The organism is Nocardiopsis alba DSM 43377 (assembly GCF_000341225.1).
Lineage (GTDB): Bacteria > Actinomycetota > Actinomycetes > Streptosporangiales > Streptosporangiaceae > Nocardiopsis > Nocardiopsis alba.
In genome coordinates this window covers 139411-155455 of the sequence record NZ_ANAC01000007.1, presented here as the reverse complement: position 1 = coordinate 155455, position 16045 = coordinate 139411, and the positions used below count along the sequence as shown (strand labels likewise).

General features: G+C 69.7%; 13 protein-coding genes and 2 tRNA genes. 4 read left to right on the top strand and 11 right to left on the bottom strand.

Annotation, left to right across the window (positions count from 1 at the left end; all coding sequences use genetic code 11):
- Positions 1-88: 88 nt before the first annotated feature.
- Positions 89-163, bottom strand: a tRNA-Pro gene (locus tag D451_RS0105950).
- 116 nt (positions 164-279) lie between these two features.
- Here D451_RS0105950 and D451_RS0105945 point away from each other — a divergent pair.
- The 3 genes from D451_RS0105945 (at position 280) to D451_RS0105935 (ending at position 3535) form a co-directional block, all read left to right on the top strand.
- A tRNA-Gly gene (locus tag D451_RS0105945) sits at positions 280-353 on the top strand.
- A gap of 710 nt (positions 354-1063) precedes the next feature.
- Positions 1064-1567, top strand: a complete 504-nt coding sequence (locus tag D451_RS0105940) for an adenylyltransferase/cytidyltransferase family protein (protein ID WP_014913101.1) — start codon at positions 1064-1066, stop codon at positions 1565-1567.
- A 105-nt stretch (positions 1568-1672) separates the two neighbouring features.
- Positions 1673-3535: an ABC transporter ATP-binding protein gene (locus D451_RS0105935; RefSeq protein ID WP_026124856.1), complete on the top strand. Its 1863-nt coding sequence runs from the start codon at positions 1673-1675 to the stop codon at positions 3533-3535.
- 44 nt (positions 3536-3579) lie between these two features.
- Here the strand turns inward: D451_RS0105935 and D451_RS0105930 are convergent, their stop codons facing one another.
- The 9 genes from D451_RS0105930 to D451_RS0105890 form a co-directional block, all read right to left on the bottom strand.
- Entirely contained in the window at positions 3580-4092 is a 513-nt protein-coding gene (locus D451_RS0105930) for a hypothetical protein (RefSeq protein ID WP_017533765.1), read from the bottom strand.
- A gap of 163 nt (positions 4093-4255) precedes the next feature.
- On the bottom strand, positions 4256-4456 hold the full coding sequence (locus D451_RS0105925) for an antitoxin (RefSeq protein WP_014911582.1): 201 nt from the start codon (positions 4454-4456) through the stop codon (positions 4256-4258).
- Between the two features lie 121 nt (positions 4457-4577).
- On the bottom strand, positions 4578-5918 hold the full coding sequence (gene mgtE / locus D451_RS0105920) for a magnesium transporter (RefSeq protein ID WP_036567792.1): 1341 nt from the start codon (positions 5916-5918) through the stop codon (positions 4578-4580).
- Between the two features lie 375 nt (positions 5919-6293).
- Entirely contained in the window at positions 6294-7397 is a 1104-nt protein-coding gene (locus tag D451_RS0105915) for a PP2C family protein-serine/threonine phosphatase (RefSeq protein ID WP_014912092.1), read from the bottom strand.
- Positions 7398-7874: 477 nt separating this feature from the next.
- The gene (locus D451_RS0105910; protein ID WP_014909552.1) at positions 7875-8342 is read right to left on the bottom strand and encodes a ribose-5-phosphate isomerase; all 468 of its coding nucleotides are present in this window, start codon (positions 8340-8342) and stop codon (positions 7875-7877) included.
- A 105-nt stretch (positions 8343-8447) separates the two neighbouring features.
- Entirely contained in the window at positions 8448-8594 is a 147-nt protein-coding gene (locus D451_RS28230; RefSeq protein ID WP_014912823.1) for a hypothetical protein, read from the bottom strand.
- A 125-nt stretch (positions 8595-8719) separates the two neighbouring features.
- Entirely contained in the window at positions 8720-10141 is a 1422-nt protein-coding gene (locus D451_RS0105900; RefSeq protein ID WP_017533764.1) for an aldehyde dehydrogenase family protein, read from the bottom strand.
- A gap of 96 nt (positions 10142-10237) precedes the next feature.
- Positions 10238-10393, bottom strand: a complete 156-nt coding sequence (locus D451_RS28225) for a hypothetical protein (RefSeq protein WP_014911338.1) — start codon at positions 10391-10393, stop codon at positions 10238-10240.
- Between the two features lie 19 nt (positions 10394-10412).
- Positions 10413-11045: a mycothiol-dependent nitroreductase Rv2466c family protein gene (locus D451_RS0105890; protein WP_014908312.1), complete on the bottom strand. Its 633-nt coding sequence runs from the start codon at positions 11043-11045 to the stop codon at positions 10413-10415.
- A gap of 207 nt (positions 11046-11252) precedes the next feature.
- Here D451_RS0105890 and pepN point away from each other — a divergent pair, with 207 nt between their 5' ends.
- Entirely contained in the window at positions 11253-13796 is a 2544-nt protein-coding gene (pepN, locus tag D451_RS0105885) for an aminopeptidase N (RefSeq protein WP_014913567.1), read from the top strand.
- Between the two features lie 66 nt (positions 13797-13862).
- Here pepN and malQ read toward each other — a convergent pair whose 3' ends face one another.
- Positions 13863-15899, bottom strand: coding sequence for a 4-alpha-glucanotransferase (malQ, locus tag D451_RS0105880; protein ID WP_026124855.1), 2037 nt, complete (start codon positions 15897-15899; stop codon positions 13863-13865).
- Positions 15900-16045 lie beyond the last annotated feature (146 nt).

The following is a 16045-nucleotide window of genomic DNA, read 5'->3' as shown; positions in this document are numbered from 1 at the left end:
AGTTTCCTGCTGATCGCACCAAGTCTAGGGCAGATACACAGGGGGCCACGGCGTCCGGCCGAGAGCCGGACGACCGAGGACGGTTTCGTCGGGGTGGCGGGATTCGAACCCGCGGCCTCATGCTCCCAAAGCATGCGCGCTAACCAAGCTGCGCCACACCCCGTGACCCGGCGCCGCCACACCAATCCACAACGGATGTGCGACCAACGCCTTGGAGACTGTACTCTTGTCTCCATCGGCTCCACGAGTCTAGAGGAAACTCGAAGTCTCCGGCGCCATGCGGGCGTAGTTCAATGGTAGAACCCCAGCCTTCCAAGCTGGTCATGCGAGTTCGATTCTCGTCGCCCGCTCCACTCGAGGCGAGCTGTGTTCCTACGGGAACCGGCTCGTTTCGCCATTTCAACCGGGGGACGACCCCCGAACCCCCGCACCACTCGAGGCGAGCTGTGTTCCTACCGGAACCGGCTCGTTTCGCCATTTCAACCGGGGGGCGACCCCCGAACCCCCGCACCACTCGAGACGAGCTGTGTTCCTACCGGAACCGGCCCGTTCCACCACCTCAACCGGGGCACGACCCCCGAACCCCCGCACCACTCGAAACGAGCCGCGCCCCCACGAAAACCGGCCCGTTCCACCACTTCAACCGGGGGACGACCCCCGAACCCCCACACCACTCGAAACGAGCCGCGCCCCCACGAAAACCGGCCCGTTCCACCACCTCAACCGGGGCACCGGCGGGCGGGTGTGACGCGGGGGCTCCATGTCCGCTTCCGGCCGTTCTCGACCCCACCCGATCGGCCCTCACACGTTCAGAGCCGGCCGGACGGGCATGGGGAAGGGCCGCCCCCTTCGAAGATCACGCGACGCACTCGTCTCCGTGATGGGACTCACGCTCCACCCATACAATCCAAAGTGGCGCGCGTCACAATAACGTCGGCCCCTTCCGGTTCCCGCGTCCCCGAAAGCGGAATACCCACCTCGAAGAGGTACGTTGACCTTTCGGGCGGTCCCGTCGGCCCGATCGGGCACGGGCGCCTCTCGGGTTCGGTGAAACGGGGGCCAGATGACGGACACGGACGGGACGCACGAGGCGGGCCTGCCGCTCAGAGCGATCTGGTTCCGACGACCGGAGCCGCTGGAGGGCCCCGTCGTGGTCACGGGGGTCTTCGACGTCCTGCACGTCGGCCACGTGCGCTTCCTGACCTCCATCGCCGAACGCGGACTCCCCCTGGTCGTCGGGATCGAATCCGACGAACGAGTGCGCGCCTGGAAGGGCCCCGGACGCCCGATCAACCCCGCCGAGGAACGCGCCGAGACCATCGCGGCCCTCTCCTGTGTGAGCGGCTCCTTCATCATCGAGGGCTCTCCCTCGGTCGCCGACTGGGCCGCCTACGCCGATCTACTGCGTCCGCTCTCCCCCGCCGCCCTGGCCTTCACCGCCGGCGATCGCTACACCCAGGCGAAGATCCGCGGCGCCGAGGCCCTCGGAGCCCAGGCCTGGGAGCTCCCCTTCACCCCCGGCCGCTCCACCACCGCGGCTCTGGGACGGTTGGCGCACTCCCTCTAGGCATCAGGGTTCCTCGGCTCATCACGGCCTCCCGCCTGGGAAGGCGCGCGCCCTCTCCGGTGTTGACCCATGCGTGGCGAACCGATGTACGAAACGAGGCTGCCGATGATGTCAGGGAGGCCCTCCTACAGGGCGCTGGTCAACGACGGGAGCGCCCGAGGCCAGGAACTCCCCCCGGGGATCACCCGACGTGTCATGTCCTACGCGTCCCCGCACTGGCGCTCCATCCTGCTCTTCCTGATGGTGACCGCTGTGGGCGCGGGCATCGTCGTGGCCAACCCCCTGCTCCTGCGGGCCATCATCGACCAGGGCATCCTTCCCGGGAACACCTCGTTGGTGATCTGGCTGGCGATCGCCGCCGGGGTCCTGGCGCTCATGGAGGGCGTCATCACCCTCACCGGCCGCTGGCTCTCCTCACGGATCGGCGAGGGGGTCATCTACCTGCTGCGCACCCAGGTGTTCACCCACGTGCAGCGGATGCCGATCTCCTTCTTCACCCGAACACAGACCGGTTCCCTGATCAGCCGACTGAACACGGACGTGGTCGGCGCCCAGCGCGCCATCACCTCGGTCCTCCAGTCGGTGGTGTCCAACCTGATCAGCGTGGTCGCGGTGCTCATCACCATGCTGGCGCTGTCGTGGGAGGTGACCCTACTGGCGCTGGCCATGGTGCCGTTGTTCGTCCTGCCCGCGAAGTTCCTGGGCCGCAGGCTCGCGAACATCTCCCGCGAGGCGATGGACAACAACGCGGCGATGAGCTCCCTGATGACGGAGCGGTTCAACGTCGGCGGCGCCATGCTGGTCAAGCTGTACGGTCGCCCTGAGGAGGAGTCCCTGAACTTCTCCACGAAGGCCGCGCGCGTGCGCGACCTGGGGGTCCGTCAGGCGGTGATCGGCGGTCTACTGTTCACTCTGTTGGCCACCATCACGGCGTTGGCCATGGCGATGGTCTATGGCGTGGGCGGTGTGCTCGCGGTGGAGAACGCCTTCGAGGTCGGCACCCTGGTGGCGCTGACCACCCTGCTGGCCAGGCTGTACGGCCCGATCACCACCCTGTCCAACGTGCACGTGGAGATCATGACGGCCCTGGTCTCCTTCGACCGGGTCTTCGAGGTGCTGGACCTGGAACCGCGGATCAAGGAGAGCCCCAACGCCCTGCCGTTGCCGAAGGGCCCGTTGAGCGTCGAGTTCGACCAGGTGTCGTTCCGCTACCCGGGAGCCGCGGAGTCCTCGGTGGCCTCCCTCGAGCTCACCCCGCACACGGAGGCGGCCGAGGAGACCCAGGTTCTGAGCGAGGTGTCCTTCCGAGCCGAGCCGGGCCGGATGGTGGCGCTGGTGGGCCCCTCCGGGGCGGGCAAGACCACCCTCACCCACCTGGTCTCGCGTCTGTACGACCCGAACGAGGGCGAGGTGCGCCTGGGCGGCCTGGATCTGAAGGAGGTGACCGGGGAGTCCCTGCGCGCCTCGGTGGGCGTGGTCACCCAGGACACACAGCTCTTCCATGACACCGTGGGCGCCAACCTCCGTTACGCCCGGCCCGAGGCGACCGAGGCCGAGATGGAGGAGGCGCTGCGGATGGCGCGGTTGGGTCCTCTCCTGGAGCAGCTGCCGAACGGTCTGGACACCATGGTCGGCGACCGCGGCTACCGGTTGTCCGGCGGGGAGAAGCAGCGGCTGGCCATCGCCCGGTTGCTGTTGAAGGCCCCGTCGGTGGTGGTTCTGGACGAGGCCACCGCGCATCTGGACTCGGGTTCGGAGGCCGCGGTCCAGGAGGCTCTGGCCGTCGCCCTCCAGGGACGCACCTCGCTGGTGATCGCCCACCGTCTGGCGACGGTGCGTGAGGCCGACCAGATCCTGGTGCTGGAGGACGGTCGGATCCTGGAGCGCGGTACCCACGACGAGCTCTTGTCGGCCGGGGGCCTGTACACGGCCCTGTACCGGACCCAGTTCGCCTCCCAGGACCGCTGAGGGACTCGCGCGCGTCCCCGCTCGGGCGGGGGCGTGGCGCGGTCTCAGGCGGCCCCTGCCCCCTTGCCCGCCTTCTTCTCGCGTTTCCCGGCCTTGGCCTTCTTCTCCTTCTCGCGCTTCTTGTCCTTCTTGCGCTTCTTCTTCTCGGCCTTGGAGTGCTTGGCGCCCTTGGGTTTCTTCGGCTTCTTCGCGTCCTTGGACGTGACGTGGTCGACGAGCGCCTCGGGCAGGGGCGCGAGTCCGGGGCCGCCCTCGAAGATCCAGTCGTCGATGGCCTCCAACAGCTCGTCGTCGGTGATCCGACCGAGCCAGACGGGGCGTCCGCCGGCCGCTCGCCCCGTTCCGGAGGGTTGGACCACCACCACGTCGGCCTGGAAGCAGATGCCCAGACACTTGCTGGTGCGCATCGGGACACGGCGGGCGGCGTGGTCGTCGATGGAGCCGAGGCGGGCCAGCTGTGCCTCGTGATCGACGCCCGGGACCTTCTTGCGGGTGCCGCAGCAGCATCCTCGGCAGACGGTGAGCCTACAGGGCGCGTCGTCGATCGTCCTCACCACCCCGGGGTCCTGGGTAAGGTTCGCCTCACACGATCAGGATAGTCCTCTCGAAACCTATCCTCACCTGCGAATACACACTTTCTTCCGAGGACGTCGATCGTGCTCGGAAGCACGGAGCGGAGGGGGATCTCCCCCTCCGCTCCGTGTGCCGGGTCCTCCCCGGTCAGGACTTCTTGTTCTCCTGGGCGCGCTTGCGCAGGTACTCGGTGGCCGCTCCGGCCCCCTTGTCGATCTTGTCGTCGTGGGCGCCTCCGGTGGCCTTCTTGGCGGCGTCCGCGGCCTTTCCGACGACCCCTTCGACCTTGTCGGCGTTGTCTCCGACGGCCTTCTTCAACCGGTCGAACGCCTCTCCGGTACCGGACATGGGAACCCCCCTGGATCGGTCCTGACTTCTGACGCGATACCCGCTTCACCCCCGGTTCATGCGGTGAGAGGAGACACGGAGATCACACAAGCCTCGAAAGCGCCTCTGGGCTCTCTCTTTCCTAGATACCCAGAATCATCCGGGCGATCGAGAAGTAGATGAGCAGACCGGTGGCGTCCACGAGGGTCGCGACCATCGGCGAGGAGACCACGGCCGGGTCCACGCCGACCTTGCGGGCCAGCAGGGGCATCGACGAGCCGATGACGGCCGCCCAGGTGCAGATCGCGATCACCGAACATGCGACCACCACGGCGATGTCGGTCCCCACCAGGAGGGAGCCGATCACCAGGGCGATGCCCGCGAGCATGAATCCGAGCAGCAGCCCGACCCGGCCCTCCTTCCAGATCACCCCGGGCAGGTCGCGGACGCGCACCTCGCCGACGGCCAGGGCGCGCACGATCGCCGTCGCCGACTGGGCCCCGACGTTTCCGCCGGTTCCGATGAGCATCGGAACGAACATCGCCAGCGCCGTGACCTCCTCCAGGGTGGCCTCGTACACCTGCATCACGTTGATGGTGAGCGTGGCCGCGACGATGAGCAGCATGAGCCAGACCGAGCGGGCACCGACCAGACGCAGCACCCCGACGGAGACGTAGTGGTCGCCGACCGGGCTGGCACCGGACTGACGGGCCATGTCCTCGGAGTCGGCGGCCTCGATGACCTCCAGGGCGTCGTCGAAGGTGAACAGACCGACGAAGCGGTCCTCGGAGTCCACCACCGGCAGGGAGACCAGGTTGGCCTCCTGGATCAGTCGGGCGGCGTCCTCGACCTGTTCGTTGGCGCGCACCCGGGGCGCGAGCACGTCGACCAGGTCCTTGAGGATCCTGTCGTCGTCACTGACGACCAGGTCGCTCAGGGTGATGGTGCCGACCATGCGGCGGCCGTCGCTGACCACCGGAAGGATGTAGATCGTCTCGGCGTCGGCCCCTCGGGCCCGTACCACCTCCAGCGCGCGCCCGACGGTGAGGTCGCGGTGCAGGATGACCGTCTCGGGGGTCATGTACCGGCCGACCGAGTCCTCCGGGTAGCCCAGGAGGGCGGCGGTCATCTTGCGTTCGGCGGGGCTCAGACCGGCCAGTGCCCGGGTGGCGATCTTGGCCGGGGCCTCACCGATGAGACGGGCCCGGTCGTCGGGCTCCATCTCCTCCAGCAGGTCGTGGAAGTCGGTCCCGCGCAGCCCCAGGAGGATGTTCTGTTGCTGACTCGGATCGAGTTCCTCGAACACCTCCAGCTCCCGGTCCTTGTCCAGGAGCCGGAAGGGGATGATCGCCTCGCGTCCCGGCATACGGGCCAGTTCGTCCGCGATCTCGTGGGGTCTGTGTTCGGCCAACCAGAGCCTGATCCCTGTCAGGTCGCTGTTCTCGACCAGATCGGTGAGTTCTTCAGCGCGCTCGCCGTCCATGCGAAGCACCCCCTTGCGTCTCCAGAGCCCGACGGACACGCCTGTCGGGCCGGCAAAATCCGGAAAGGTCCGGGACCTCGGGGATCCCGGGTCCGGCCCCTCGTCACTGGTGTGGTGGACCGTGCGGAGTCGGCGCCCAGGGGGCGGAGAGGGAGGGCACGGCGATCCTGGGACGTGTACGAACGACCTCGTACCGGGGTCGGGGAACATGTCGACCCTACCGGCAGGAAGGGCCGACGCGGCTCACCGCCGTCCCCGTAGGCGGGGTCGGCCCGGATCGGCGGGTCGCTCCGAGAGGTGTCGGGGCGGCCTCGGAGAGAGGCCTCCGAAGCGGGGAAGCGCCGGTCGGAGGGGTGGTGAGGGTTTCCTCCGGGCTCAGGAACGCCAGAGGACGACGAGGGCGCAGTCGTCGTTCTTGTCCTTGCTGAGTGTGTCGACGACCTCACCGGCCCCGGTGGCGAACCCCTGGGTGACCAGGATGTCGGCCGTGCCCAGAAGACGGTCGATCCCGGCGTCCAGGTCCTCGCCCGGCGTCTCGATGAGCCCGTCGGTGCAGAGCATGATGGCGTCTCCGGGCCGGAGCCTGCCCTCGACGAAGCCGTAGGTCATCTCGGGGATGACCCCCAGGACGACGCCCTTGGCGTCGGTGGCGCTCCAGGAGCCCGCTCCACCGTCGTAGTGCAGGGCCGGCGGGTGTCCGGCGGAGGCGACCTGGTACTCGCCGGTGTCGGTGTCCACGCTCAGGTGGACGGCGGTCACGAACCCCTCACCGCCGCTGTTGCGCATGAGGTAGTCGTTGCAGTGGGCGAGGAAGTCCCGCGCGGGCACCGCGCCGATCAGTCCGCTGAAGGCACCGGACAGCATCAGGGCGCGGGTGCCGGCGTCCACTCCCTTGCCCGACACGTCCACCACCGCGATGTCGAGCCGGTTGCCGCGGAGTATGGACACGACGAAGTCGCCGCCGAAGGAGGAGCCGCCGGCCTGGCGCAGGACGGCGGTGCGTCCCCAGCCCTCGGGGAGTTCGGGGAGCCTGCCCTGGTGGCGGAGCCGGTCGCGCAGGTCCAGCAGCATCATCTCGCCGCTCAGTCCTTGGACGCCGAGGCGTTCGCGCACCCCGGACAGCAGGTAGGACAGGACGGCGGTGACCCCGATGGTGACCAACAGGCCGGGGCCCACCTGGCCGACGTCGAGGCGGGAGGCGACGAAGAGCAGGACCGCGGCGACCACGGCGAGCAGGAAGGCCAGGCTCTTGCGTTTGAGGAGCAGTCCGCCGGCCAGGACGGTGAGGATGGTGGAGCTCGGTGGGAACCAGCCGGCCGGGCCCCACACGGAGCCCACGCCGATCCCGACCGCCAGGGCGACGAGGGTGATGAGGACGAGCCGGTAGCGGAAGAGCACCTTGCGCTTGAGCACCGCGATGAATCGCTGCGCGGCGGAGCGCAGCATACGGGTGGCCTTGGCGGTCGGTGTGGGGTTCATTGATCCTCTGGCTCGGCGCGCCCGCTCGCCGGCGGGGGTCACTCCTGGTCGTCGTAAGGCGCACCGGTGCGGCCGGGGTCGCGTCGGGGCCTGTCCGTGTCGGCGGGCCGGACGGTGTGGGGACATGGTGGCCGGTGAAGAGGCGGCATCGCTGCGCCGCGGACGGCCATGGCCCGCCGCTGTGCACGAACTGTAGCGCTTGGAGTACCGGCGTGGCACGTGCCACAGGTGCCGTTCCACCCCATAACCCCGGGTTTGGGTTCCGCCTAAACCCGCGCGGAAGCCCTGTTCACCGGCGTTCGGTGGACACGGCCGCGAGACATGATCCCCTACAACGGCCGGTCGCGCCAGGGTCTTCAGGCCCGATTCGTCACCTATTCCACTTTCAAGCACGACAAAGCCCCCGTACAACACGCACGGGGGCCTTGTTCCGTTCATGTCGGGAGAGGCCTCGCGACCCCGACCAGGACGGGAATGTTACGGAAGCGGAGGAAGCTCTCCGGTCCGCTCGTAGGTGGAGAGCATCGCGATACGACGGGTGTGCCGCTCTTCGTCACTGTACGGAGTCGCCAGGAAGAGCTCCACGAAACGCGTGGCCTCCTCCAGGGAGTGCATCCGCCCGCCGATGCCGAGCACGTTGGCGTCGTTGTGCTCGCGCGCCAGCTTGGCGGTGTCCTCGCTCCAGGCCAGGGCGGCACGAACGCCCTCGACCTTGTTCGCGGCGATCTGCTCGCCGTTGCCGGAGCCTCCGATGACGATGCCCAGGGAGCCCGGGTCCTTCGCCACGCCCTCGGCGGCGCGTAGGACGAACGGAGGATAGTCGTCCACCGCGTCATAGACGGCCGGTCCGGCGTCCACGACCTCGTGGCCCCGCTCCTTCAGCCAGGTGACGAGGTGTTCTTTGAGCTCGAAGCCCGCATGATCTGATCCAAGGTAAACACGCACTTCACCAGTGTGGCACCTTCGGGGCGCGAACGACGCCGCGCCCCGGCCCGGGAGCGGGCGGGGCGCGGTGAGAGCGCTGCGGTGTACGTCTCGGCGTCGACCTGATCAGGCACCGGCCGCGGCCGCGGCGACGCTCAGACCCAGGGCGGCGAAACCCACCGCGGAGAGGATCGCGATCAGGTTGTACACGATGATGGCCTTGACGTCCTTGCCGAGGGGACCTGCCTTGGAGACCGCGGGCTTGTTGCTCAACTCACACCTCGTTTGGGTTCGACCGGGGAATGACCAGTCGGAATCTTTCCACACCCCACAACGCCTCCGTCACCGGGGCCGATTCCTCGCCGATGAGCCGATCCCGGGTGATACCGAGCACAGGATCAGGTCTGCACGGCCTTGACCTCGCAGAACTCCTCCAGGCCGGGCAGCCCCCACTCGCGGCCGTTGCCGGAACGCTTGTATCCGCCGAAGGGCGCGCGGGGGTTCAGCGCACCCCCGTTGAGCCGGACCTGACCGGCCCTCAGGGCACGGGCCACGGCCATCCCCTGCTCCGGTTCCGCCGACCACACGGAGGCGCTGAGGCCGTAGACGGTGTCGTTGGCGATCCGCACGGCCTCCTCCACGGTGTCGTAGGGGATGAGGGACATGACGGGGCCGAAGATCTCCTCTCGCGCGATACGCATGTCGTTGCGCACGTCGGCGAAGATGGTCGGAGCGACGTAGTAGCCGCGCTCCATGCCCTCGACCGGGCCGGAGCCGCCGGTCACCAGACGGGCCCCCTCCTCCACACCGAGGTCGATGTAGGCGCGGACCCGCTCCAACTGGGCCGCGGAGACGAGCGGTCCCAGCCGGGTGGACTCGTCGGTCGGATCCCCGGGGACGTACTTGGCCGCGGCGGCGACGGCCAGCTCCACGGCCTCCTCGTAGGAGTCGCGGTGGATCAGCGTGCGGGTGAGCGCGTCACAGCTCTGCCCGGTGTTGCGCATGACGTCGGCGACCCCGCGCTTGATCGCCTGGGTCAGGTCGGCGCCGGGCAGGATGACGTCGGGCGACTTCCCGCCCAGTTCCAGGGCGACCCGCTTGATCGTCGCGGCGGCCACCTCGGAGACCCGCGTCCCGGCCCGCGTGGAGCCGGTGAAGGAGACCATGTCGACCTTCGGGTGCGCGGCGATCGCCTCTCCGACCACGGGCCCGGCGCCGCTGACCAGATTGAACACACCGGGGGGCAGACCCGCCCCGTCGAACACCTCGGCCAGGGCGTAGGCGCTCAGAGGGGCGATCTCGCTCGGTTTGAGGACCACGGTGTTGCCCGCCAGCAGGGCCGGGACGGCCTTGAGCACGATCTGGTGCAGCGGATAGTTCCACGGGGTGATGGCGCCCACCACACCGACGGGCTCGTGCACCAGCAGGGAGTTGCCGACCCGCTCCCCCGTGAAGTAGCGCTCCCCGTGCTCCTCGACCAGGTCGATGTAGGTGCGGAACATCAACGCGGGCAGCCCGGCCTGGACCTTGCCGGAGAAGGTGACGGGGGCGCCCATGTCCCGCGTCAACAGGGCGGTGATCTCGTCGAGACGCGCGGAGAACAGCTCCAGCGCCTTGGCCAGATGGGTGACGCGCTGTCCGGAGGAGAGGGCCGCCCAGGCCGGGAAGGCGGCCGCCGCGGCCTCGACCGCGGCGTCGACGTCGTCGGTGGTGCCGGCCGGGACGCGATCGATGACCTGTTCGGTCGCCGGATCGATCACGTCCAGGGCCTCGTCGGAGGAGGAGTCTCGCCAGGTGCCGTCGATGTAGAGGGATCGCATGGGCCCACTGTCCCAGAGCCGCTTCGGCCTTGACCAGGGCATCGAGGAAGATCGCCCCGACGTCCGCGGGTCGCGGGCGCCGGGGCGGGGGGACGTTCAGCCCCAGTGCGGGGGCCGGTCGGCGATCAGCCGCGCGGTGGAGTCCTCGTCGGAGTCTCCCCACCCTTCGGAGCGTTCGTCACCGGTGATGTCGGGCAGGATCTCGAGGTCGTCGAGGAAATCGACACGGCGGTCGTCGTCAGGCCCTGGCATGGGGTCCCTCCCGGGTGGATCAGTCGAAGACGGGCTCACGGGTGCGGGTGCGCTTGAGTTCGAAGAACCCGTCGGTCCCGGCGACCAGACGCACACCGTCCCACAGCCTTCCGGCGTCCTCGCCGCGCGGGATCGGAGTGACGACCGGACCGAAGAACGAGACGCCCTCGACCTGGACGACGGGGGTACCGACGTCCTCTCCGACCAGTTCCATCGCCTCTCCGTGCGAGGCGCGCAAGGCCTCATCGTATTCGGTGGACCCCGCCGCGTCGGCCAGGTCGACGGGCAGCTCCGCGTCGGCCAGGGCCGCGCGCACCGTGTCGATGGTCCGGGGCTCCCCCTTGTCGTGGAAGCGGGTGCCCATGGCGGTGTACAGACGCCCCAGGACCTCGGGGCCGAAGCGCCGTTCGGCCGCGATGCACACGCGCACCGGCTCCCAGGCGGTCTTGAGGAACTCCCGATAGTCCGCGGGGATGTCGCGGTCCTCGTTGAGCACCGCCAGGCTCATCACGTGCCAGTCCACCCGGACCGGACGTACCTTCTCCACCTCCAGAAGCCACCGGGAGGTGATCCATGCCCAAGGGCACGCCGGGTCGAACCACATGTCCGCCCGGATCGTCCCCTGGTCGCGCCCACCGTCGTCCTGCGTCATCGACTACTCCTGTTCTCCAAGGCCGAAAACTTCGCCGCGTAGGTCACCAACCACGCACATCGGTTGCGCATTCCACCCCCGCGCGTGGCAGGATCGAAGCCGATTGAGACGACCTTCGGCCCGACGACGCCCACCCTTGTCGGCAGGCTCGCCGTGGTCGGTAACGATTCCGGCCGGCGACGACGGCGGCCGTGAAGGGAGCTTTGCGTGGCAGGGAACCTCACACGGGACGAGGCCCGGGGGCGGGCGCGGATCCTCAGCGTCGACTCCTACGCCGTGGAGCTGGACCTGACCACCGGGGACGAGACCTTCCGGTCCACCACCACGGTGCGTTTCTCCAGCTCGGAGACGGGGGCGCGGACCTTCATCGACCTGGTCGCGCCCAAGATGCACGGCGCGACCCTCAACGGCGAGGCGCTCGACGTCGCCGAGCTGTTCGATGGTGAGCGGCTCACCCTTCCCTCCGTGGCGGCCGAGAACGAGCTGACCGTGGTGGCCGACGCCGCCTACATGCGCACCGGCGAGGGCCTCCACCGCTTCGTGGACCCGGTCGACGACTCGGTCTACCTGTACAGCCAGTTCGAGACGGCCGACGCGCACCGCATGTTCACGTGCTTCGACCAGCCCGACCTGAAGGCCTCCTTCGAGCTGACCGTGTACGCGCCCCCGTCGTGGGAGGTCGTGTCCAACAGCGCCCCCGACGTGGAGCGCGAGGCCGCCGGCGACGAGCGCGTGCGCTGGCACTTCCCGGCCACCCCGGTGATGTCCACCTACATCACCGCGCTGATCGCGGGCCCCTACCACGTGGTGCGCGACGAGCACGACGGCATCCCGCTGGGCCTGTACTGCCGCGCCTCGCTCGCCGAGCACCTGGACTCCGACGCCCTGTTCGAGGTCACCAAGCAGGGCTTCGACTTCTTCCACGACCTGTTCGACGTGCGGTACGCGTTCGGCAAGTACGACCAGCTCTTCGTGCCCGAGTTCAACGCCGGGGCCATGGAGAACGCCGGTGCGGTGACCTTCCTGGAGGACTACGTCTTCCGTTCCCGTGTCACCGACGCCCGCTACGAGCGTCGCGCCGAGACCATCCTGCACGAGATGGCGCACATGTGGTTCGGCGACCTGGTCACCATGCGCTGGTGGGACGACCTGTGGCTGAACGAGTCCTTCGCGACCTACGCCAGCGTCTACTGCCAGGCCAACGCCACCAAGTGGACCGACGCCTGGACGACCTTCGCCAACGTCGAGAAGGCGTGGGCCCTGCTCCAGGACCAGCTGCCCTCGACCCACCCGATCGCCGCCGACATGGTCGACATCCAGGCGGTCGAGGTCAACTTCGACGGCATCACCTACGCCAAGGGCGCCTCGGTCCTCAAGCAGCTCGCGGCGTACGTGGGCGTGGACGCGTTCTTCGCGGGCGTGCGCGCCTACTTCAAGGAGAACGCCTACGGCAACACCGAGCTGAAGGACCTCCTCAAGCACCTGGAGGCCGCCTCCGGCCGTGACCTCTCCGGCTGGTCCCGTGAGTGGCTGGAGACCACCGGCGTCAACACGATGCGCCCGGAGTTCGAGGTGGACGCGGACGGGAACTTCACCTCGTTCGCCGTGCTCCAGGAGGCCGCCTCCGAGCACCCGACGCTGCGTTCGCACCGCCTCGCGGTGGGCCTGTACGACCGCACCGAGAACGGCATCGTGCGCCGCGAGCGTGTGGAGCTGGACGTCAGCGGTGAGCGCACCGAGGTCGCCGAGCTGGTCGGCAAGGCCCGCCCGGACCTGGTGCTGATCAACGACGACGACCTCACCTTCACCAAGATCCGTCTGGACGAGCGTTCCCTGCGCACCGTGGTCGAGGGCGTCGGCGAGATCCGCGAGTCCCTGCCGCGCGCGCTGGCCTTCGGCGCCGCCTGGGACATGACGCGCGACGGCGAGATGGCCGCCCGCGACTACGTCGAGCTGGTCATCTCCGGGATCAGCGGCGTGGACGACGTGATGGTCGCCCAGACCCTGCTGCGGCAGGCCGCGGGCGCGATCGTCAACTACGCCGACCCGGCCTGGCGCCCGATCGGCTTCGAGAAGCTGGGCTCCCGCCTGCGCGAGCTGCTGTCCTCGGCCGAGCCCGGCGGCGACCTCCAGCTGGCCTACGTCAACGCGCTCGCCTCGGTGGCCGTGACCGAGGCCGACCTGTCGCTGCTGCGCGGTCTGCTCGACGGCGCGATCACCGTGGACGGTCTGACCGTCGACACCGACCTGCGTTGGACCCTGCTGCGCCGTCTGGTCTCCACCGGTGAGGCCGGCGAGGCCGAGATCGACGCCGAGCTGAAGGCGGACCCGACCGCGGCCGGTCAGCGCAACGCCGCCGGCGCCCGGGCCGCGATCCCCACCTCCGAGGCCAAGGAGGCCGCGTGGGAGCGGATCGTGGGCGGCGACCTCGCCAACGCCGAGTTCCGTTCGGTGCTGGTGGGCTTCACCGAGCCGCTCCAGGCCGACCTGTACCGTCCCTTCCTGGACCGGTACTTCGCCCGGCTCGCTCCGGCCTGGGAGAGCTGGACCGGTGAGTTCGCGCAGTCCTTCGCCGAGATCGCCTACCCGAGCCACCTGGTGGAGGAGGCGACCCTGGAGCGCACCGACGCCTACATCGCCGAGAACTCCCCCGCTCCGGCGCTGCGTCGTCTGCTGATCGAGGGTCGGGCCGGGGTGGAGCGCGCCCTGCGCGCCCGCGCCACGGACATCGCCGCCGGCGCCGAGGGCTGATCTCGGACCGTTCGGTCGACCGTCACGGCGGCCCCGGGGTTCCTCCCCGGGGCCGCCGTCGTGTTCCTAGTCCCGGGTCCAAAGACCCAGGGGGCCCAGGGCCCTGCGGATGCGGCCCACCATGCGCGGGTCGGCGGACAGTTCGTCCACCAGGACCGGTTCCCCTTCGCCGCTGGTGAGCGGGATCCGCCAGTTCGGGTACTCCGTGGAGGTCCCGGGTTGGTTCTGCATGCGCCGCTCCCCCACCACGTCGGTGAGCGCGACGCCCAGCATCCGCGCGGGGGTGGCCTTCAGGTAGGCGTGCATCGCCGCGACCACCGCCGGGGGGTCGGCCATAGGATCCACACCGGCGTCCAACAGGCCCAGTTCGACGAGGAGGTCCCGCCAGCGACCCACCCGCTCCTCGGAGTCGGCGAGTTCCTCCTTCAGAGGACGGTCGAGCAACCCCAGACGGGCGCGCAGGTCGACGTGTTCGGCGGACAGGTGGGAGGCCACCGGCGGGAGGTCGTGCGTGTCGACCGTGGCCAGACAGTCGCGACGCCACCGACCGGGGGCGATCGGGCGTCCGTCCTCGTCGTTCTCGAACCAGAGCACCGAGGTCCCGAAGACGCCCCGGTCGGACAGGTGCTCGCGCACCCACGGCTCGACGGTGCCCAGGTCCTCGCCGATCACGATCGCGTCGGCCCGACGCGCGGCCAGGAGCAGGGCCCCCACCATGCCCTCGTGGTCGAACCTCAGGTAGGTGCCCTGGTCCGGGGAGGCGCCCTCGGGGACGCACCAGAGACGGAAGAGACCCATCACGTGGTCCATCCTCAGCCCGCCCGCGTGGCGCAGGTTGTGGGCGAGGATCTCCTGCAACGGCCGGTAGCCCGTACGGGCGAGTTCGGTGGGGTGCCACGGAGGCTGCCCCCAGTCCTGCCCGAGCCGGTTGAACTCGTCGGGCGGTGCCCCCACGTGCAGGCCCCGGACCAGGGCGTCGCCGTACATCCAGGAGTCGGAACCGCCCGGCCGGACCCCGACGGCCAGGTCGTGCACGATGCCCACGCTCATCCCGCCTTCGAGGGCGTTGCGCTGGGCGTGGGCGAGCTGTTCGTCCAGGATCCACTGGAGCCAACGGTGGAACTCCACCCGATGCCACCGTCGCAACGCCTCCTCGCCCACCGCGAGCGCGCCGACGTCGCGCAGGTGGGCGGGCCAGGTCCGGTGGTCGGGGCCGTACTCCTCCGCCAGCGCCGACCAGGTCGCGAACTCGACCAGGGGGCGGCCCTCCCGTTCCAGGTAGGAGCGGAGCCGCTCCTCCCGTACCGGGGTCCTGGGCACCTGGAAGAGCACCTCCAGCGCGGCGCGCTTGGCCTCCCAGACCGCGTCACGGTCCAGCAGGTCCGCGGTCCTGCCGCGTTCGCGCAGGGGGCGGGCCAGACGCTGCACGCTCTCGCGCCGGGTCGGGTCGAGGCGCGCGTACTCGGGCACGTCCTCGACCCGGATGTAGAGGGGGCTGGTGTAGCGCCGGCCGACCGGGAGGTAGGGCGAGGCCTCGATCGGGGGAACGGGCTCGGTGGCGTGGAGGGGGTTGATCATGGTGAAGTCGGCCCCCAGATCGCGGGCGCTCCAGTCGGCGAGTTCGGCCAGGTCGCGCAGGTCGCCGGTCCCCCAGGAGGCCCGGGATCGCACGCTGTAGAGCTGGGTCATCAACCCCCACAGCCGGGGGTTCTCCCGGAGCGCGGTGGGTTCGATCCGATCGGGGACGACCAGCAGCGGGGCGGTGTGCTCTCCGTCCCGGTCGGTCACCCGCAGAGTGTGCGTCCCCAGTGGCAGGCCCGGGTCGAAGGGCAGCAGGGAACCGTCGGCGGTCTCCACCGTGCTGCGGACCCCCTCCGGCAGCACCGGGTCCGGGGCCTTGCCCTCACGGACCACGACGGCGGGCGGGAGCGGTCCGCGGCCCGTCTCCGGGGAGGACCCGGGGTCGGACGGATCCACCCCCAACGCCTCCAGGACATGGCGGATCGTCTCCGGGGAGACGGACACCCGCCGTCCCCGCCAGTCCTCGTATGCGGTCGCGACCCCGTACCGCTCGGCCACCCTGGCAAGCTGAACGTCCTTCACAGAGAACGATCATGCCCCACCTGGGCTTCCGTACACCGGAGGCCGACCCGGCGTGGGGTCGAAAGATCGCCCCCGAGCCGTCGACGAGGCCCTCGGGCGCTCTCCGGAACGAGTCCGATATCCCATCGCGCCCGAGACGGACGAAC